18 protein-coding genes and 1 pseudogene are annotated in these 19813 nt (G+C 37.7%); 15 read left to right on the top strand and 4 right to left on the bottom strand.

Features of this window, described 5'->3' with window-relative positions; translation table 11 throughout:
* Positions 1–326: 326 nt before the first annotated feature.
* Positions 327–1742: a hypothetical protein gene (locus P3F81_RS12580; RefSeq protein ID WP_147669480.1), complete on the top strand. Its 1416-nt coding sequence runs from the start codon at positions 327–329 to the stop codon at positions 1740–1742.
* A gap of 52 nt (positions 1743–1794) precedes the next feature.
* On the opposite strand, the gene P3F81_RS12575 is transcribed toward P3F81_RS12580, so the two are convergent.
* Complete coding sequence (locus P3F81_RS12575; RefSeq protein ID WP_147669481.1) at positions 1795–2256, bottom strand: hypothetical protein; 462 nt, start codon at positions 2254–2256, stop codon at positions 1795–1797.
* Positions 2257–2345: 89 nt separating this feature from the next.
* Here P3F81_RS12575 and P3F81_RS12570 point away from each other — a divergent pair, with 89 nt between their 5' ends.
* The 5 genes from P3F81_RS12570 (at position 2346) to P3F81_RS12550 (ending at position 6341) form a co-directional block, all read left to right on the top strand.
* Positions 2346–2546 carry a DUF951 domain-containing protein gene (locus tag P3F81_RS12570; protein WP_147669482.1) on the top strand — a complete coding sequence of 67 codons (201 nt, stop codon included), beginning with the start codon at positions 2346–2348 and terminating at the stop codon, positions 2544–2546.
* A 33-nt stretch (positions 2547–2579) separates the two neighbouring features.
* A complete protein-coding gene (locus P3F81_RS12565; RefSeq protein WP_309320801.1) occupies positions 2580–3287 on the top strand; it encodes an SDR family NAD(P)-dependent oxidoreductase in 708 nt (235 codons plus the stop codon).
* 105 nt (positions 3288–3392) lie between these two features.
* Complete coding sequence (ychF, locus tag P3F81_RS12560) at positions 3393–4499, top strand: redox-regulated ATPase YchF (protein WP_147669484.1); 1107 nt, start codon at positions 3393–3395, stop codon at positions 4497–4499.
* Between the two features lie 350 nt (positions 4500–4849).
* The gene (locus P3F81_RS12555; RefSeq protein ID WP_147669485.1) at positions 4850–6082 is read left to right on the top strand and encodes an Nramp family divalent metal transporter; all 1233 of its coding nucleotides are present in this window, start codon (positions 4850–4852) and stop codon (positions 6080–6082) included.
* Positions 6036–6341, top strand: coding sequence for a flagellin (locus P3F81_RS12550; RefSeq protein ID WP_147669486.1), 306 nt, complete (start codon positions 6036–6038; stop codon positions 6339–6341). The genes P3F81_RS12555 and P3F81_RS12550 overlap by 47 nt, the downstream gene beginning before the upstream one ends.
* A 149-nt stretch (positions 6342–6490) precedes the next feature.
* Here the strand turns inward: P3F81_RS12550 and P3F81_RS12545 are convergent, their stop codons facing one another.
* A complete protein-coding gene (locus tag P3F81_RS12545; protein ID WP_147669487.1) occupies positions 6491–7846 on the bottom strand; it encodes a YjiH family protein in 1356 nt (451 codons plus the stop codon).
* A gap of 388 nt (positions 7847–8234) precedes the next feature.
* On the opposite strand from P3F81_RS12545, the gene P3F81_RS12540 reads away from it, so the two are divergent.
* The 4 genes from P3F81_RS12540 to rpsR all read left to right on the top strand — a co-directional run bounded on the left by P3F81_RS12540 (position 8235) and on the right by rpsR (position 10717).
* Positions 8235–9599, top strand: coding sequence for an MFS transporter (locus P3F81_RS12540; protein ID WP_147669488.1), 1365 nt, complete (start codon positions 8235–8237; stop codon positions 9597–9599).
* Between the two features lie 155 nt (positions 9600–9754).
* Positions 9755–10039 carry a 30S ribosomal protein S6 gene (gene rpsF / locus P3F81_RS12535; RefSeq protein WP_147669489.1) on the top strand — a complete coding sequence of 95 codons (285 nt, stop codon included), beginning with the start codon at positions 9755–9757 and terminating at the stop codon, positions 10037–10039.
* Between the two features lie 24 nt (positions 10040–10063).
* Positions 10064–10471 (top strand): single-stranded DNA-binding protein, encoded by a 408-nt coding sequence (locus tag P3F81_RS12530; protein ID WP_147669490.1) that lies wholly within the window; start codon positions 10064–10066, stop codon positions 10469–10471.
* 15 nt (positions 10472–10486) lie between these two features.
* Positions 10487–10717 carry a 30S ribosomal protein S18 gene (rpsR, locus tag P3F81_RS12525; protein ID WP_147669491.1) on the top strand — a complete coding sequence of 77 codons (231 nt, stop codon included), beginning with the start codon at positions 10487–10489 and terminating at the stop codon, positions 10715–10717.
* Positions 10718–10832: 115 nt separating this feature from the next.
* Here the strand turns inward: rpsR and P3F81_RS12520 are convergent, their stop codons facing one another.
* Entirely contained in the window at positions 10833–12869 is a 2037-nt protein-coding gene (locus P3F81_RS12520; RefSeq protein ID WP_147669492.1) for an OPT family oligopeptide transporter, read from the bottom strand.
* Positions 12870–13403: 534 nt separating this feature from the next.
* Complete coding sequence (locus P3F81_RS12515; RefSeq protein WP_147669493.1) at positions 13404–13910, bottom strand: flavin reductase family protein; 507 nt, start codon at positions 13908–13910, stop codon at positions 13404–13406.
* A gap of 165 nt (positions 13911–14075) precedes the next feature.
* Here P3F81_RS12515 and P3F81_RS12510 point away from each other — a divergent pair, with 165 nt between their 5' ends.
* The 5 genes and pseudogenes from P3F81_RS12510 to lonC all read left to right on the top strand — a co-directional run bounded on the left by P3F81_RS12510 (position 14076) and on the right by lonC (position 19766).
* The gene (locus P3F81_RS12510; RefSeq protein ID WP_147669494.1) at positions 14076–14378 is read left to right on the top strand and encodes a MazG-like family protein; all 303 of its coding nucleotides are present in this window, start codon (positions 14076–14078) and stop codon (positions 14376–14378) included.
* 4 nt (positions 14379–14382) lie between these two features.
* The gene (locus P3F81_RS12505; protein ID WP_147669495.1) at positions 14383–15336 is read left to right on the top strand and encodes a YybS family protein; all 954 of its coding nucleotides are present in this window, start codon (positions 14383–14385) and stop codon (positions 15334–15336) included.
* A gap of 53 nt (positions 15337–15389) precedes the next feature.
* A pseudogene (locus P3F81_RS12500) lies at positions 15390–17424 on the top strand (DHH family phosphoesterase).
* Positions 17375–17821, top strand: a complete 447-nt coding sequence (gene rplI, locus P3F81_RS12495; protein WP_147669497.1) for a 50S ribosomal protein L9 — start codon at positions 17375–17377, stop codon at positions 17819–17821. Before P3F81_RS12500 ends, rplI begins: the two are co-directional and overlap by 50 nt.
* A gap of 13 nt (positions 17822–17834) precedes the next feature.
* Positions 17835–19766, top strand: a complete 1932-nt coding sequence (gene lonC / locus P3F81_RS12490) for a Lon family ATP-dependent protease (protein WP_147669498.1) — start codon at positions 17835–17837, stop codon at positions 19764–19766.
* Positions 19767–19813 lie beyond the last annotated feature (47 nt).

Here is a 19813-nt window from a genome sequence, read left to right as displayed (position 1 = left end):
AATCTGTGCTAGGACTCCAACTCCACAGGGGGACAAGCGAGCAGATTAGCCTCTGTATAAGGGCGGTTAGGATTCAGATGAAGTAAAAACTCCATCTGAATCAGTCTACTTTATAATTATCTCATTTATTATGCAGGATTTTGTCAAGATAAAAGAGAAAAGTACAGCAAGATTATTCGGCTAAACTATTGTTTATTTGATGCACGCGGGAGAGCATCATTTCTGTTTTTTTAGCTGAAATGACGCAATTTGTAAATCGTGATTATATATCTGCTTATAGATTAAGTGAAATTTAGGATTTTGTAAATGGAGGTGAAATTTAACTTATGGATAGAAAGGGAAAGGTAAAATCAAATGCGATCGCCGAATTGATATCGGCTAGGCTTCACGATGCTGTGCATATCCACCAGGTTGCATATGTTAAAAGGTTTTTAGAGCGGTATTTGGCAGATGAAAAATTTCGTAATACATACGGTGAAAAACCACAGGCTTTACTAAATCAATATCGTGTACCGTTTAATGCGGATGAATTGCAATATCTATTTACTCCGGAGTTTTATTTGTTGGATGATATGAGCTTGCCAATGATAATGCGGAGGTATAGAGCTTATTTAATCGAACGTCGCAATTTGCGTATGATTGTGCAAAATGAATTAGGTAGGGTAAAAAATAAGGCATTTGAAGCGTGGCGAAATCGGCAAATAAATCGCTGCAAAGGTGAATTTGGGAATCGAAGCCGTTCAATTATTCATCACCCAATTGCTTTTGAATTGACGACAGGACGAACGGTGACCGATTCTTTTCGTTTTCGTTCAGAAAATAAGCCTCTAACGCGTATTTTTCAACTAAATCAAGAAAATATTGCTCTATGGCAAAGTATTTTACATAGTACATATAATTTATTCGGGAAAACGGTAAATCATTGTTATTTTGCAACTGATCCTTTGGATAATATAGAGTATAAAGCGTTTGCAGATATCTATCAGAAGATTTATCAATATATTCCACAAGTTGCGACTTCTTTAGCATTGCAAGACGTTGAACAAACAAAACTATTTCTGAAAAATGCAGCGATGTTGCCGACGATGCATCAATTTTTTGTACACAGTTTAGCAGATTTTCATCGCTTAATGGATGCTTTTAGTCCAGAGGAGTTATTATATGTTGATTTAGTCTTAGATTTTCCTCAAGCAAAAAAATTAAAGGATATTGTAATCTATGATGATCAGACGAAAAAAGCTGAATATGTAAAAATGGATTCATTGATGGTGAAATCTGCGATTGAGTGTTCTGGATTTGTCGTTAATATGCCAGAAAAGAGAATACGATTAACGACTCCTTGTAATATAGACTATCAACATCCAGAAGGAAATATTGTTTTAGCTGAAACTGAATTTAGCGATGCTGTAGATTTTGAAGAAAAAATCCGGCAAATGATTAAAATCTATATGCCAGTAGAAGTTGATCGGACGAAAATTATTACTTTTAAGCCTTATTATCGTTATTCTAAGCAAAAAAGCGGTTTTTGTTTAGAAAGTATGGCAAAATATAAATGGACATTTTTAGATGATATTGAATTAAATCAGCCAGTATATCAATTGGTTGGTGAGTTGATTGATGAAGCGATGTATACAAGTCGTGAGATAGCAACGTTACTTATTGATCAAGAAATTAAGCCGGAAATAACATTTGCATGTATTCAATCCTTATATGATGCAGGAATTCTCCAAGAAAGAAAATAACTGCAAATGAGCAACAGGCATTTTAGCTGTTGCTCATTTGCAGTACTTTTTGTTATTCGACATCTGTTAAGTCGGATGGATTTTCAATAGGATTTGGACATGCAAATGCGCAATCTGGATTTAAAGGTTCCGTAGTGTCGAAACAAGAATTTTCCTTACAGAAGCATTTTAAAACACGACGTAATACTTCGACTTCAACAATTTGTTCAATAGTGTTGTCTTCAATAGGGTTTTGCGCTAAGCTAAAGACATCAATTGGTGCACATGTCGTGCTGAGGAATTCAGCCAAGAATTTAATCTTGCAACATAATAATGCTTGAATGATGTCAATCAGTGTACCAGCTTGGTCAAAGCGAATAATGGCGCGTTCGTATACTTCAATTGGTACGCCAGGAATACGGCCAATTTCTTCGGCTGAGCCAACGAGCAGTCTATATGTACTCGCTAGAGACGCTAAATTTGGTACAAGCGCATTTACGTCGGCAATAATGACATCGAGAATAGGCGTTGCCATATAAAATCACCCCAACTGTAATTGCTACAGTATAGTATGTGATCTTCTATATAAACGTGACTTTATTTATAAACTTTAAGGAGGACAAAATGGAAAGAGTGAAATATGAAATGGGCGATATCGTAAAGATGAAAAAAACACATCCATGTGGTAGTGATTTGTGGGAAATTACCCGCACGGGTATGGACTTTGGAATCAAGTGTCAAGGTTGTGGACGATGGGTGATGATTCCGCGAATAAAGTTTGAAAAGGCAGTGAAAAATATCGTAAGTAAAAAAAGCGAATCGTAGTTTTAGTTAAAGGAGGCTTGCGTTTTGGCAAAGGTGATTATTATCGGAGCGACTTCCGGCATTGGCAAAGCGTTAGCAGAGGTTTATGCGAATCAAGGATTTGAAGTCGGAATTACAGGACGTAGAGAAGAAATCTTAGACGAGCTAAAAAATGAATTGCCAACGAAGGTTTATGTAAAGGCAATGGATATTCGTAATACAGAGTTAGCCAGTAAAGGGCTAGAAGAGTTAATCGGGGAAATGCAAGAGGTGGATATTATTATTCTCAATGCGGGTGTAGGCAAGGTAAATTGGAGCCTTGACTTAGACCTTGAGTTAAATACGTTAAAAACGAATGTTATGGGATTTACGACGATGTGCAATGTAGCTATGCAGTATTTTTTGTCGCAAGGCAAAGGTCATTTGGCAGGCGTTTCTTCTATTGCAGGGATACGAGGGCTGGGGGGAGCACCAGCTTATTCGGCATCAAAAGCATTTATTATAAATTATCTTGAATCACTTCGGGCAATTGTTTTTCGTCGTCAGGCGAAAATCATCATAACGAATATACAGCCTGGATTTGTCGATACCAATATGGGACAGGCGAGTGAATTTTGGCGAATTTCTCCACAAGCTGCGGCAAAGCAGATTTACAGGGCAATAAAAAATAAAGAAAAGCAAGTTTATGTGAGTTCGAGATGGCGGTTTATTGCCTATTTACTAAAAGTATTGCCTGGCTGGATGATCAAGAGGATTGGTTAATCGAGGTATTGCTTTTCATTGGTGGATAATCTACAATAGAAATGATTTGTTTTTTTGGAAATAACAAAAATGGGAAATAGATAAAGTAAGGTGGAATAAAGATTTATGAGTAACTTAGAAGTCGGCATTGTTGGATTGCCGAACGTTGGTAAAAGTACATTATTTAATGCAATTACAAAAGCAGGCGCAGAAGCGGCAAATTATCCGTTCTGTACGATTGAGCCGAATGTGGGCGTTGTCGATGTACCGGATCCTCGTCTACAAGTGTTAAGTGATATGAATCAAGCGAGAAAAATTGTACCGGCATCTATTCGTTTCGTTGATATTGCAGGTCTAGTAAAAGGTGCTGCACAAGGAGAAGGCTTAGGAAATAAATTCCTGTCGCACATTCGCCAAGTAGATGCAGTGGCACAAGTGGTTCGTTGTTTTAAAGATGAAAATATTACACACGTAGAGGGCGGGATTGATCCAATTCGTGATATTGAAATTATCAATACCGAATTATGCCTAGCCGATTTAGAATCTGTAGAAAAGCGTATGGAGCGTTTACAGAAGTTAGCGAAAAGCGGCGATAAAAAAGCGCGTGAAGAATTAGATTTATTAAACCGCGTAAAGGAAGTGCTAGGAGAAGCATTGCCGGCACGTCGTGTGGAAATGACAGAAGATGAGCTTTTACTCGTTCGTGATTTAAATTTGCTTACATTAAAACCAACTTTATTTGTAGCAAATGTTGCGGAAGATGAAGTTGCAACGGCGGATGTTGAAAATCAATATGTGCAAAAAGTAAAAGAATATGCAGCGCATGAAAAAGCGGAAGTAATTGTAGTATCGGCAAAGGTGGAATCTGAAATTGCTGAACTAGATGAAACGGATGCAAAAGATTTCTTAGCAGAGCTTGGGTTAACTGAATCTGGCTTGGATAAATTAATTAAAGCGTCCTTTAAATTGCTTGGATTAATTACTTTTTTAACAGCAGGTGTACAGGAAGTTCATGCTTGGACAATTACGAACGGAACAAAAGCGCCGGCTGCTGGGGGTAAAATTCATAGTGATATTGAACGTGGCTTCATCCGTGCCGAGATTGTTTCTTATGATGACCTCATTGCGGCAGGAAGTCAAAATGCAGCACGGGAAAAAGGGCAAGTGAGGCTTGAAGGAAAAGAATATATCATGAAAGATGGAGATGTAACATATTTCCGCTTTAACGTATAAAATAACCCGCCCAGCTTAAATAATATTTAGGCTGGGTGGGTTTGTTTTTGGGATATCGGGAAGAGTTATATACAAAATAAATAAAAATATCCATCTAACAAGGTGTAAAATAAAAGCTTTGCGTGATGGATAGGTTTTCAAGTAAAGCTTAAAAGTAGTAAAGTGAAATTTTGAAGAAATCGTCATAGGATATTCTTTTATCGTGGTATAATTATAATAATCAGTTAAAATAAAATTAGTAATCATCTAGCTAAAAATTTTTAGATAAAGTATGGCGATTTGTGTTAAATTTTAAAATAGAATAAAAGGAGTTGATTATTATCTTTCATAAATTTTTTTCTTGCTTTTCTATGACTCATGAACAAAGTCAGAAAGCGCGAGAATTTTTGCGCTATATCGGTCCTGGTATTTTAATTACGGTAGGATTTATTGACCCTGGAAACTGGGCATCTAATATGGCTGCGGGTGCTGATTATGGTTATCAATTGTTGTGGATGGTGACATTATCGACAATTATGTTAATTATACTGCAGCATAATGTTGCGCATCTGGGGATTGTTACTGGGTTATGTTTATCGGAAGCCGCTTCGATTTATTTGCCAGCATGGCTGGCACGTCCAGTTTTGCTATCGGCGGTTATAGCGGCAATAGCAACATCATTGGCCGAAGTGCTCGGCGGCGCGATTGCATTAGCGATGTTATTCGGGATCCCAATTAAAATTGGTGCAGTATTAACTGCTGTTTTTTGTAGCTGGCTGCTTTGGTCTAATGCATATCAAAAATTGGAAAAATTAATTATTGGATTTGTATCGTTAATTGGATTATCTTTTTTGATTGAACTCAGTTTTGTTCAAATTGATTGGGGACAAGCCGCTGTAGGTTGGGTAGTACCGTCGATTCCTGATGGTGCGATGCTTATTATCATGAGTGTATTAGGGGCGGTTGTTATGCCGCATAATTTATTTCTTCATTCGGAAATTATACAGAGTCGTCAGTGGAATTTAGAAGATGAGACAGTAATAAAAAAACAGTTAAAATATGAATTCGTTGATACTTTATTGTCGATGGGAATTGGCTGGGCAATTAATAGTGCGATGATTCTCATTGCCGCTGCGGTGTTTTTCAGCCATCAAGTTTCAGTTGATGAATTGCAGCAAGCTCAGGACATGCTAAAACCTCTACTGGGAGATGGTGCGGCGATTTTATTCGCTATTGCGTTATTTCTCGCGGGGATTGCTTCTACAACGACAGCTGGAATAGCGGGTGGCAGCATTTTTGCCGGAATGTTTAAGGAACCTTATAATATCAAAGACCAGCATTCTTATACTGGAGTTTTTCTCACTTATATTTTGTCTGTATTGGTGATTTTTCTGATTGATAATCCATTTGAAGGATTAATTTATTCGCAAATGGCATTGAGCGTTCAATTACCATGGACGATTGGTATACAGGTTTATTTGACTTCTTCTTATAAGGTGATGGGCAAGTATGTAAATAGCACGTGGACTAAAATTGTGTTGTGCAGTATAGGGGTTATTGTCGCAATCCTTAATATTCTTCTTCTTAAGGAATTACTATTCTAAAACCGGTCAACATGGCGAAGTACTTATTAATTTAAGCACGCGGGAAGGGATAAAATCTGATTTAGACATTGTTGATAGTGCTATGAAAAATGCGATTTACCAACAAGCAAAAATCGGTGCAAAACAGCAAGCACTGCAATATAGTGTGAATAACTACACGACAACAAAAGAGAATACTTTGTCAGCTCAATTAGTAATACAAGATACTGATTTTGCGAAGGAAATAGTGGACTTAAATCAGACAAACGTATTAAACTAAGTAAATATACTGATGATGGCACAGCGCAATCAAGACAGAAATGGTGTTTTGGCATTGCTACAGTAGTGCTGCTATTAGAGGAATTTCCAATAGAAAAGACTACATGAGAAAAATGATAAGTCATTTGCATTCATGTAGTCTTTTTTTGTTTATATTAATTTGGATATCAATACGACGATAGGTATAGCAATGATTGTTCTCTGCAAAAAAATAATAAATAAATGTTTTATTCCCAACCCGACATTACTTTTTACGATAATACTGCCTACTTCTGTCATATAGATGATTTGAACAAGTGATAATACACCAACGATAAATTTCCCTTGCTCACTTAGATCACTCGGCATAATAAGAGCGGGAATAAACATATCAATAAATCCTACTAATGTGGCAGGTGCAATGGTAAATGCCTCAGATACGCCGAGCAGTTGAAGGTATAATCCCATTGGATAAGAGAGCCAATAGAAAATTGGTGTACAGTTTACTAATAAAGACCCAATAGTGCCCCAAGCGACGACGATTGGAATGATATCGAGAACAATTCCAATTGTCATTTTTAGTCCATCACAAAAGGCTTTACTTAAACGAAAGTTTTTTGCCCGATCAATTGCAGCAGACAGTGCCCAATGAAATAATTTCGTATCTTCAGGGACTTCTTCGTTTAACTTTTCACCAGCTCCGTGACAATACGTATCAGCAATATTTTTTAGTGGGTATAAGCGTACGCCAATGATTGCTAGGAAAATACCGATACCTGTAATCGTTAAATAAAGAAGCGGGAAAATATGTGCAAGGTTAAGTGTTTGTGCTACAACTAGACAAAAGGGGATGGATACGAGAGAAAAGTTTGTCATAATCGTTGCAGCTTCACGTTTTGTATAGTAGTTGCTATTATACTGGTTTGCAGTAATTAAAACAGCTGTATTCGAAGAAGCAAGCCAAGAGGCAATCAAGTCAACTGAAGCTCTACCAGGAACATGAAACAAAGGGCGAATCAAAGGTTTTAGTAAAACGCCAACAAACTCCATAATTCCGCAATCCGTCAAAAAAGGGAGAATAAAACTCAGCGTAATTGCAATTGCAATTAAAGTTTTTGCAAGTCCGACCATAGTCGCGCCATTATCTTCACTGCGAATAATTTCCGGACCAATATCAAACATTACACATAGGGTAACAATAAGAGCAATTATTTTTGTAATCATAATCCAATTATCGACGAAGAAAAGGTCTTTTAACCAAAGCTTTTCTGTTAAGATTGTTGGACGAAACAACTTAGCGATAAAAATCCCAAGTACTGCAATCGTTATAATGAGCAGTAAAAGATAGGGGGTAGTTTTTTGTAAATATTGATCAGTTAAATCTGTAATTAAACTAATTGGCGTAGCAAAGGATTCTTGTCCAGGCATAGGGAACATAAACATAAATAGACCAAATCCAGAGAATAAAATAAATTTTATCAGTGCTTTTAAATTGTCTGGATTTCTTAAGGTAGTTAAACTTTTCATGAAAGCCCTCTTTCTCTTTATAATTTTAGGATGAATACTGTATACAACGCAGTAATAATCAATATTTTACTACTATCTGATTTATTTGTCGAATTATAAAGGAAAACTTGATTTAGATAGATTATTTAATCCACATGGATATTAGGTTGACTTTAGTTGTTCTAGGATGTGCTTAATGATATAAGATAGAAGGTTATAACGCCGTGAAGAAAGATCTTTGGTCTTGTGTGAAGCTCTTATTTTTCTGGGTAAATAGATTAGTTATTGGATGAATTTTTTGTATGGGATGATTTTAAAGAAATATAGCTGTTGTAGATGAAGTAAATATGGTATATTAAAAGAATTCAAGAGAAATACATAATCTTTCCTGTGGACAGGAGTGGTATGGATGGCAGAAAAAAAATTAGTGTTAATGGCGGTATTAGCGACTTCGTTCGTCGTGCCGTTTATGGGAAGCGCAATCAATCTTGCGGTACCAGCAATGGGGGATACATTTGGGGTAAATCCCGCTTCGCTTAGTTGGGTAGTGTCCTCTTATATACTTGCATCGGTATCTATTTTGCTTCCTATTGGAAGAATTGCTGATATTAAAGGACGTAAACGCATATATACATTAGGTGTTTTTTTCATGGCGATTTTCACCTGCTTATGCAGTTTTTCTTGGTCGGTGGAAAGTTTGATTTTATTTCGTATTGGGCAGGGGTTAGCATCGTCAATGCTATTTAGTACGGGAATGGCGATGATTATTTCAGTACATGAAAAAAATGAACGAGGCAAAGTGATTGGTTTATCTGCGGCATCGACTTATATTGGCTTATCGCTTGGCCCTATGTTGGGGGGGTTCATCACCCATTATTTTGGTTGGCATATGATTTTTCACGTTACAACATTTATTCTGCTTGTGATAAGTTTGCCAGCAATTAAATATGTAAAGATGGAATGGTATGGGGAAAAAGATGCTTATTTTGATAAAAAAGGCAGCCTTTACTATGTGATTGCCAGCCCGGCAGTTTTGTATGGTTTTTCAGCATTGTTTAGCAACCCGGCAGCAATCTATTATTTAATTGTGGGGATTATTTTCTTATTTTTATTTATACGTTATCAAATGCGGTGTGCAGAGCCAATCTTCGATGTAAACTTATTTAAAGGCAATACTATTTTTGCTATGTCTAATTTGGCAGCGATGATAAATTACAGTGCGACATTTGCGATAGGGTTTGTATTATCTTTATATTTACAAGTAATTCGTGGATTGGATTCTTATCATGCTGGTTTAATTTTATTGATTCAGCCAGTACTTATGGCGATGTTTTCTCCGATGGCAGGCTCGCTTTCAGATCGAATTGACCCACGCATTGTTGCATCTATCGGTATGGGATTAAATGCGATTGGATTGGGAATTTTTATTTTTTTAGGGATGGATACACCTTATTGGATACTTTGTATTGTATTTGTCATAATTGGGATAGGTTTTGCGTTATTTTCTTCCCCAAATAATAATGCAATCATGGGGGCTGTTTCACCGCAATACTATGGAGTAGCGGCATCCGCATTATCATGTATGAGATTGGTAGGGCAGGCAATGAGCATTGCAATCGTAACAGCAGTATTTTCCATTTATACACTTGATGTGCAAGATAGTAGATATTTAGAAGAATTATTGTATGGAACAAAAATTGCATTCGTTATTTTTACTATACTTTGTACGTTAGGTGTGGGTGCATCTCTAGCACGCGGTAAGCAAAATCAATAGAAAAAGTTTTATAAGTTGTCCAAATTCCCTTGCAAAAGGTATATCGAAAGTGATATAATACATGAGTCGTAAGACAGTTAGGTTTCAAAATACTTATTTTTGGACCTTCCCTGCTCCGTTTTAGGAGCCATTAGTCCAGAGAGGGAGGTGATTTCGTGAGAAAGTACGAAGTCATATTCATTGTTAAACCACTTGAAGAAGAAGCAACGAATGCTGTTATCGAAAAATTCGAGAACATAATTGCTACTAATGGTGGTACAGTTGACAAGATTGATCGTTGGGGCAAAAAACGTCTAGCGTATGAAATTAAAGATACAGCAGACGGTTACTATTGCTTATTCTACATTACAGCAGAGCCTGCAGTTGTTGCTGAGGTTGACCGTGTAATGAAGATTACTGATGAAATCTTGAAACATATGATTGTTAAAGAAGAAGAATAATATATACCAGGGGGAGAGAAAACCATGAATAAGGTTATATTAGTTGGACGTCTTGCACGTGATCCTGAAGTGAGATATACACAAAGTGGGAAAGCTACGGCTTCATTTGCTCTTGCGGTAAATCGCTTTGGCGGTGGCGGGCAAAACAATACAGCTGATTTTATTCCTATCGTTGCATGGGAAAAGTTAGCCGAAATTTGTGGCAATAATCTTATCAAAGGTAGTCAAATTCTGGTTGAAGGTCGTATTCAAATTCGTAACTATGAAGACAAAACAGGTCAAAAACGTTACGTTACGGAAGTTATTGCTCAAAACATCGAGTTTTTAGGCAGTAAGCAGGCTAGAACAGAAGATGGCTATGGAGCATCTGCAACGGGCGGTGCTAATTCCTTTGGTAGTGAAGTCTTCCCTGACGAAGAGATACCATTTTAAAAGGAGGTATGTTCGGTGAGACGCGAAAGAGGAAGAAAACCTAAAAAGAAAGTTTGTAGTTTCTGTGTCGATAAAGTAGAAGCTATCGATTATAAAGATGTTCCAAAATTACGCCGTTATGTTACAGAACGTGGTAAAATTTTACCTCGTCGTATTTCTGGTAACTGTGCAAAACATCAACGTCAAGTAACTGTAGCAATTAAACGTGCACGTAACATTGCATTATTGCCATTTACTGCTGAATAAGATTTTTAAAGAGAGCTCTCGTAGGCTCTCTTTTTTATGTCTATATATCCTTTGTGAGAAAAGATAAATAAAAGAGGCTGCATGGATAATTTCCATGCAGCCTCTTTGTCGTACTTTACTTATTTTCTGAAACAATACGCTTGATAAACATTATGATTACTGCAATAAATGCAAGTAGTCCAAGTATATCAGCAGTTTTTCCAAAATCGTTACCAACTAATGCAAGTGGTGCATCTCCACCACCGGAGGTTACGGAGAATACAATAATAACGGCAATAATAACGCCCATTAAGCTTTCGCCTACAATTAATCCAGAGGCGAAAAGCACGCCGTGACGGTTACAGTTTTCCACATCTTCTTCTATGTTATTTGGACTGCGGTGCTCAGCGCGTTTGCGTAAATAACGGTGCATGAAATAGCCGAGAACTGATCCAAGAACAAGAGGCATTTCAAGTGTTGGAGGTAAATAAATACCCATCCCTATAGCAAGTGGAGGAAGGGAAAGTGTTGCTGTTGTTTTCTTTAAAATATAGTTAATGATAATCGCTACGATACCAACCAATGCGCCAAATAGGATGTAATCCCATTCTAAGTTATGGCTAAAAATACCTTGGGCAATCGTTGTCATTAAGGTTGCCTGTGGAGCAGATAATGCTTGTGCCTCATCCATTCCTACACGTGGCATTGCACCGGCAAAACCATAGGCTTCATAAAGAAGATTTAATACTGGTGCGATTGCAAACGCACCGGCAACGCTACCGATAAGAAGTGCAACCTGTTGTTTCCAAGGTGTTGCACCAACAAGATAGCCAGTTTTTAAATCTTGTAAGTTGTCATTGGAAATAGCAGCGATTGCTACGATAACGCTTGTAATAAAAATTGCTAACGCTGTAGCAAATTTTGTACCTGCAACTGTATCAAATAAGCTTGCTGAAGTTCCGATTCCAAGAACGACAAGAGAGGAAACAATAATACCTAAGATTCCAATACCAGAAATCGGGCTGGCAGAAGTTCCAATTAATCCAGCCATATAACCGCAAGTTGCAGCGACAAAAAATCCCATGCCGATTGCAATAATAACGCCTACAATGACATAAGTGAGCGTAAGCTCTGTCGACAAATTAGCATCGGCGATAAAAGAATAGAAAGTCATTAATAATCCGATTAATATAACAATGAATACGATAGCAATAGATTTTGGGGACATATCTGTATCCATACGATGAGTATCAGAGGAGCCTTGATTTTCTTTCATTGCTTTAATAGATAATTTAATCGCATCGATAATTGGTTTTGTGAAAGTAAGTAATGTCCAGATTGCGGCGATACCAATTGTACCAGCGCCGATAAAACGAACTTTCTTTGCCCAAACATAGGAAGCGAAGGAGGAAACACTTTGCCCGTCAGGTATTGGCAATGTAGAAGTAAGATAAGGAACAAATACAAGCCATGCAAGTACTAAGCCAGATAGAATTGCAATACCGCTTGCAATTCCGATTAGATAACCAGCACCAAGTAGTGCAGAAGAAAAGCCTAAAGGAATTTGTGTTGTTGCTGCACCGAAAGAAAGCCAATAGCTTACTTCAGCGGAAAGAACCCGGAATCCATTGGAACATAATGCAATAATTGCAGCGACTATACCACCAGAAAGGATGTCTTTAAGTCCGCCTTTATTTGTGGCCGAACTTTCGCTATTGCTGCCTACTTTTAGGATTTCAGCCGCAGCTAAACCTTCTGGGTATGGTAATTCGGAGTTTACGACCATGGCTCTGCGTAAAGGGATCGTAAATAATACTCCTAGACATCCACCACAAGCGCATATGAAAAGCGTTTGAATGAACGGGAATCCTTGCCAGTATCCGAGCATTAAAAGGCCTGGAAGAATAAAAATAATCGCTGAAAGCGTTCCCGCAGCGGATGCTTGCGTTTGTACTAAGTTATTTTCTAATACGTTTGAGTCCTTATACATTCTTAAAATAGCCATTGAAATTACAGCGGCTGGAATTGAGGATGAGAATGTGAGACCCACCTTTAAGCCAAGATAAACATTAGAAGCCGTGAATATAACCGTAATAAGCAAACCGAGTAGCATACCACGGAGGGTCAATTCTGGCAAATGTAGATCATGACTCATAAAATCAGGTTGTTTCATGTTGTCAATCTCCCTTTTTAAATTATATCTATTGGTACATAGGGTATTTTATGACAAGATGAATATTTAGTCAATAAAAATGTCCGTTACAGAAGGATAATGTTCAGAGGAATACTGTATTTTGTATTTTGACAGAAAACTAAGGATCATAGGAGGAAGATAGCGTGATAAATTTGATGTACAAGATAAAGAAAAACTGTATGTAAAATAGAAGGAACAAGATGAATTTGTTAAAATAATAATAGGCGAGGTAAAAAACAAAGTTATCCACAACTTAAACACAGGTTTTTGTGGATAACTTTGTTGATCCCGGGGATTTTATTGTTAGTTGGCATTGTAATTTTGTATAATCGTTATCTGTTACGCAATGATTATCCACTGTGGAGTCCAAAAGAAAAATAAGGTGAGGTGGTTGCCCCTTGTAACCACCCCACCTTATAAAAAAACTATCCAATGACTAATCTGTGCTAAGTCCACGGATAAGTGTGACGAGAATTCAGATGGAGTAAAAACTCCGCGTGAATTAAGTCTACTTTATTCTTGTACTAAGATTTTTTCGATTTCAACAATGTACATTGTATGATAATCAGCACCAGGGTACCATTTTTCTTTACTTTCTTGATCGATAAAACATTCTGGTTTAAATTCTTGTGCATAAAGTTTTTTGCAGAGTAAAGCTATTTTTGCTTCATTAAAATATGGAGTGTTGTTTTCATGCGCGACAGTTAACCCGGATTTTGCGATTTTATCTTCATCTCTTCCTGATACGCTGCCACAGTAGCTGAGCATTTTACGATAATTTTCATCGAAAACGGTAAGGGATAGCGTATCTGCGCCGTCAATAAATTCTTTTGTATAGCGTTGTGGGCGAATGACAACGTAGGCAACATTTTTTCCCCACATTACACCAAGACCACCCCAGGATGCTGTCATCGTATTTGCTTTACCATCTTTTTCGGCTGTTACTAAAAGCCAGTCTTTCCCAATTGTTTTAAATGTACTATAAACGAAGTCTTCCGCTTGAATTTCTTTAAATGTCATATGGATACCCCTTTATACGTAAAATTTTTTCTTTTTATTATAACAAAAAATATGAAGTCTGATAATAAATCATGATGATTATTTTGGTAAAAGTCATACAGAAGCAGGAAGATGACCATTTTGGTTAGAATATTACACAGATAGGTTTCCAAAGGGGGGCTTGGCTTGTTTTCCCAAGAATCAGATATTGTTAGAGTTATGCGGTTAATTGAAGAGCTGAAAAGTGAATTATTGATTACGGTTGGTTCATTATATAAAGCGATGGCAAATCATCGTGAAACAGCAATTAAGGATTCCCTGGCATCTTTAATTGTCATGGGCTATGTGCTGGGGAGACGTTTAGGTATAAATTTTCTAGAATTAGACGAGGCTGTTAAAGAGAAAGTACAGGATTGCTGTAGAAAAAATGCAGCGATTGAAGAGCGTTTTGGTGATTTTTCGAAGCTGGAAAGACATTTGAAGAGGTGAAGGAATGCAAAATAGATTTAAATTGACGCCTATGGTAGAAGGCGGAATTCTGGCAGGGGTATCTGTGCTTATGGCATTAGCATCAATGTTGCCGATTCTTGGTATTGTTGCAAAAATACTTTGTCCACTGCCTATCATTATTTTAGGAATCAGGCATGGCACTAGAATTAGTTTGCTTACAGCAGTTGTTGTAAGTATATTAGTCGCTTTATTGATGTCGCCGATTTACTCATTGTTTCTTCTTCCAGGATTTGTTTTGGTTGGAATGGCTTTAGTCTATGCATTTAGACATAAATTTAGCCCAGTAAAAGCAATTTTATCAGCAAGTATTGCTTCCGTAGTAGCTAAAGTAATTATGATAGCATCCATGTTTTATTTTATGGATATTAATCCTTTTGGAAACGGTGTTGATGAAGTATTTCGCGATGCAGTTGAATTTTATCGCAGTTCCGGGATGAATGAGCAGCAATTGGCTGAAATGGAAAAGATGATGCAAGATATTATGGCTTTGACAAAAGTTCTTATGCCTGGCGCAATTGTTGCATTTAGCTTTATTGAAGGGTATCTTAATTTCGCAGCGACGGGGATGCTTCTTAGACGGCTTAATATTCAAGACACACCACGACTGTTGCCGTTTAAGGATTGGCGCTTTCCAAAGTGGGTGGTTTATTTCTATGCGATTGCACTGATTGGGATGTATTGGAGTACTAAGTATGAACTGACATTGTTAAATCAGGTTTCTATGAATTTATGGCTTTTAATGACGATATTAACTTTGCTGCAAGGAATTTCCCTACTCTGCTACGCAACTTGTAAATATAATTTGTCAAAAGCTTTAAGGGGTTTTATACTAATATTAATCCTACTTAATGGAATCTTTGCACAAATGTTGTCAATTGTAGGGTTATTTGATATATTATTTGATTATCGGACGCGTTTTCAAAAACGTGATTCATAAAGAATGAGAATTAGTTATTGGATAAATGAATGTTGGTATAGGAGGTGGAGTTGATGCCTCGGAGATCATCTACTTGGGTAGATATTCGAATCCATTTATTTGTAATTTTTGCATTTTCGCTGGTATTGATGTTATATAATATTTATGTAGGCGCTTTTGGATTCATACTATTGGCGTTACTATTTGTTTATGGACGAGAACGCTGTCAGGATAGGGAAAGAGCATTAGAGGATTACTACAATAATGTAGTAAAAAATATCAATGAGTTATCGAATTATGCGATAGATAATCTGCCATTAGCGATTATGGTATTGAATTATCAAGGTCGTTTGCAATGGGTAAATGATGAGTTTGCCCGATGGCTCGGGGAAAAACCGGAAATCGGCATAGATGTAAAAAATTATTGGGAAAACCTTGATATCAATAAGTTTTGGGATATGGAAGGACAATTTTTCTTTTCAGAGGGCAAAAAAACTTATGAGGTAAAACATCGTCCAATTATTAGCTTTGAGGATAGTCATGGGTTAATGGTGCTGTATGTAAATGATATTACAGCTGAAGCAAACATGAAGCATAAGTACGAAATGGGCAAAAAGGTAATTGCCTACGTACAAATTGATAATCATGATGAAGTTTTACAAGGGCTGAATGAAGCTGAACGAACGGAAATTCTTGTAGAATTGAATCAATTGCTGGATGAATGGATTGTTAGTATTGGTGGTTTTATCAAGCGGATTGCACAGGACATGTATGTAGCTGTTCTTGATCGTCGCGCTTTAAATAAAATGATTGATGAGAAATGTGATATTTTAGATAAAGTGCGTGCGATTCATGGTGCAAATAAATTCCCTGTAACACTTAGCATGGGGATTGCAGTTGAGGAAGAAAATGAAGTTAATTTAGCGGAGTTAGGCGATTTGGCACAGGCTGGACTAGACTTAGCATTGGGACGTGGTGGTGACCAAATCGCGGTGAACCTCGAAGGGAAAATGCATTTCTTTGGTGGTAAAGCAAAAGCTGTGGAAAAACATACACGTGTAAAAGCGCGTGTAGTATCGCACGCGATGAATGAAATTATTGGCAGTGCTGATTTAGTTCTCGTTATGGGACATCATAACGAGGATTTTGATAGTTTTGGAGCAGCGCTAGGGGTAGCGCGGATGTCGAAATATTTAGGTAAAAAGACATATGTTGTCCTTAGTGATATTACGACAGGCGTGCAAAAGTTTACGGATATCTTAAAAGAGTATGAAGAATATGATGATTTATTTATTCATGCAGGAGAGGCAGTTGCTTTAATGGCGGCGAATCCGCTGCTCATTGTTGTCGATACACATATTCCACAAATGACAGCAGCACCAGCGTTATTGGATCGCATAGAGAATATTATTGTGATTGACCATCATCGTCGTTCAGAAAGCTTTATTAATAGTCCGTTGCTTATTTATATTGAGCCATCATCGTCGTCAACGAGCGAATTGGTGACAGAATTATTGATGTATTTTAGTGACGATTTAGAATTAACGCGTATGGATGCAACGGCGCTTTATTCCGGGATTGTGGTTGATACGAAAAACTTTACAGTGCAGGCGGGCGTTCGTACCTTTGATGCGGCAGCACATTTAAGACGATGCGGTGCAGATCCATCAGTAGTTCGACATTTATTTAGAAGTGATTATGAAAGTGTTATCGCTCATGCGAATGCAATTGGGAATGCACAAATGTATAAGGGGGGCTTAATTGTTACTATTTGCCCGTCTACACAAAATGCACAGATTACATCAGCACAGGTTGCTGATGCAATGCTTAGGATTGAGGATGTGCGCATGAGCATTGTTTTATTTCCGCTTGAAGGCGGCGGTGTTGGGGTGAGTGCTCGTTCGACTGGAGAATTCAATGTCCAAGTGATTATGGAACAAATCGGCGGTGGCGGTCATCAAAACGTAGCTGGAGCACAGGTAAAAGATGCTGAGTTAGAAGACTTAAAGGCGAAAGTCGTAGAAATCAGCAGTAAATATATTGAGGAGAGTGAACACAAATGAAAGTAATTTTACAACAAGACGTAAAAAAAGTTGGCAAAAAAGGTGACGTTATTGAAGTCTCAGAAGGATATGGAAGAAACTTTCTATTGCCAAAAAAATATGCAATTGAAGCGACTGTAACAAACTTAAATGCGGTAAATCAACAAAAACGTTCGGAAGAACGCAAGCAACAGCAAGCGACTGATGAAGCAAAGTTAATGGCAGCACAATTAAGTAAAATTGAAGTTTCCATTCCAGTAAAAATTGGTGAAGGTGGAAAATTATTTGGGTCTGTGACTGGTAAAGATATTGCAGATGCATTAAAGAAAAATCATAATATTGATATTGATAAGAGAAAAATTGAAGTGAAAGATACGATTAAGGGATTGGGCGACTATGAAGCTGTAATCAAGGTTCATCCGGAGATTACAAGTAAGATTAAGGTTCATATCATCGCAGGCTAGAAAGAGGCAATTAATGAAAGAGTTTTTTGATAAACTTATTGGCAAAATGAATCCGCCGAAAGAAGAAGAGATTAAAGCAATCAAAGAGGATGATCAATTAAGTAGGCAAGTAGCAGCAATTTATGGATTGCTTGCAGCTATTTTGGGTTCGGATAAGCTAGTGCTTAGAGCCGGTAAGCTTGACGCATTAGAACAAATGCGTTCAGACGATATAAAAGAGCGGATTCTCGCTTTAGAAAAACTAGTATATGAGAATCCGACTTTAGATAAATTACCGGAGGATGAGGAGATTCCAAAAATCCTTGAGGGATTAGAAGAAGAAATTGCAGATATTATGGCGCGACGGACGGTCGAGGAAAAGATTGAGAAAAAGATTTCCGACAAGATGGACGAACGTCATCAAGAGTATGTAAAAGAAATTAAGATGCAAGTCCTTAAAGAGGAAAATGCATCAGTAGAAAATGCCCAGACGTTAAAGCGTTATGCAGATTTAGAAGCAATGGATGAAAGAAAACTGACAAAATCAGTAATGGAGTTACTTCGTCCGAGTAGCTTAGCTGAAGTTGTTGGACAAGAGCGGGCGATAGAATCACTTCGGGCAAAACTTAGTTCACCATATCCACAGCATCTCATTTTGTATGGTCCACCTGGTGTAGGGAAGACGACAGCTGCGAGATTAGTATTAGAGGAAGCTATTCAAACGAAGTTTACGCCTTTCGAGAAGGAGGCACCGTTTGTTGAAACAGATGGCACAACACTTCGCTGGGATCCTCGGGATATGACAAATCCGCTTATGGGTTCAGTCCATGACCCGATTTATCAGGGGGCAAAACGTGATTTGGCTGAAACGGGTGTTCCTGAACCAAAACCGGGATTAGTTACTGAGGCCCATGGTGGTATCCTATTCATTGATGAAATTGGCGAAATGGATGCAATGCTGCAAAACAAATTATTAAAAGTGCTTGAAGATAAAAGGGCATATTTTGATTCGGCTTATTATGATCCAAGTGATGAAAATGTGCCGAAGTATATCAGAAAATTGTTTGAGGAGGGTGCACCGGCGGACTTTGTTTTGATTGGTGCAACTACGCGCGAAGCTGGATATATAAATCCGGCGCTTCGTTCAAGATGTGCTGAAATTTACTTTGAGCCGCTAACACCACAGCATATTCAAAAAATTGTGCTCAATGCTGCTGAAAAGTTAGAAGTAAATATTTCCCCGGAAATAGCTGCTTTGATTAGTGAATATACGATTGAAGGTCGTAAAGCGATTAACATCTTGGCAGATGCATATAGTCTTGCACTTCAGCGGGGCAATCATACTGCAATGAGCAATGTGACGATTATAAAGGACGATATTTATAAAGTGGTTCAAGTAAGCCGCCTATCACCATTTGTAAACAATAAATCCTCAAAACAAGCTGAAGTAGGAAAGGTATTTGGATTAGGTGTATCTGGATTTCTAGGTTCAGTGATTGAGATTGAAGCTGTAGCTTTTCCGGCGCATGAAAAAGGAAAAGGCACAATTCGTTTTAATCAGACTGCTGGAAGTATGGCAAAAGATTCTGTTTTTAACGCAGCTGCGGTAGTACGAAAGACTACGGGAAGAGATTTAAGCGATTATGACGTGCATGTTAATGTTATTGGCGGAGGTAATATTGACGGCCCTTCTGCTGGAACGGCAATTTTAGCGGCATTGATTTCAGCTTTGGAAGAAAAACCAATTCGCCAAGAGGTGGCTGTTACAGGTGAAATATCTATTCAGGGCAGAGTTCGCCCCGTAGGCGGAGTTTTTGAAAAAGCTTATGGTGCAAAGCAGGCGGGAATTACTACGCTTGTTATCCCAAAAGAAAATGAAAAAGACATTCCTAAAGGACATCTTGGTCTTGAGATTCACGGTGTTGAAACTGCTGAGGAAGCATTAAATATACTTTTTGAAAAATAGTGAAATGATATGCAGAAAATCATGGATTGATTTTCTTGCATATCATT

It is taken from the genome of Selenobaculum gibii (genome assembly GCF_030273445.1).
Taxonomy (GTDB): domain Bacteria; phylum Bacillota; class Negativicutes; order ICN-92133; family ICN-92133; genus Selenobaculum; species Selenobaculum gibii.
This window is presented reverse-complemented; position numbering and strand designations above follow the sequence as displayed.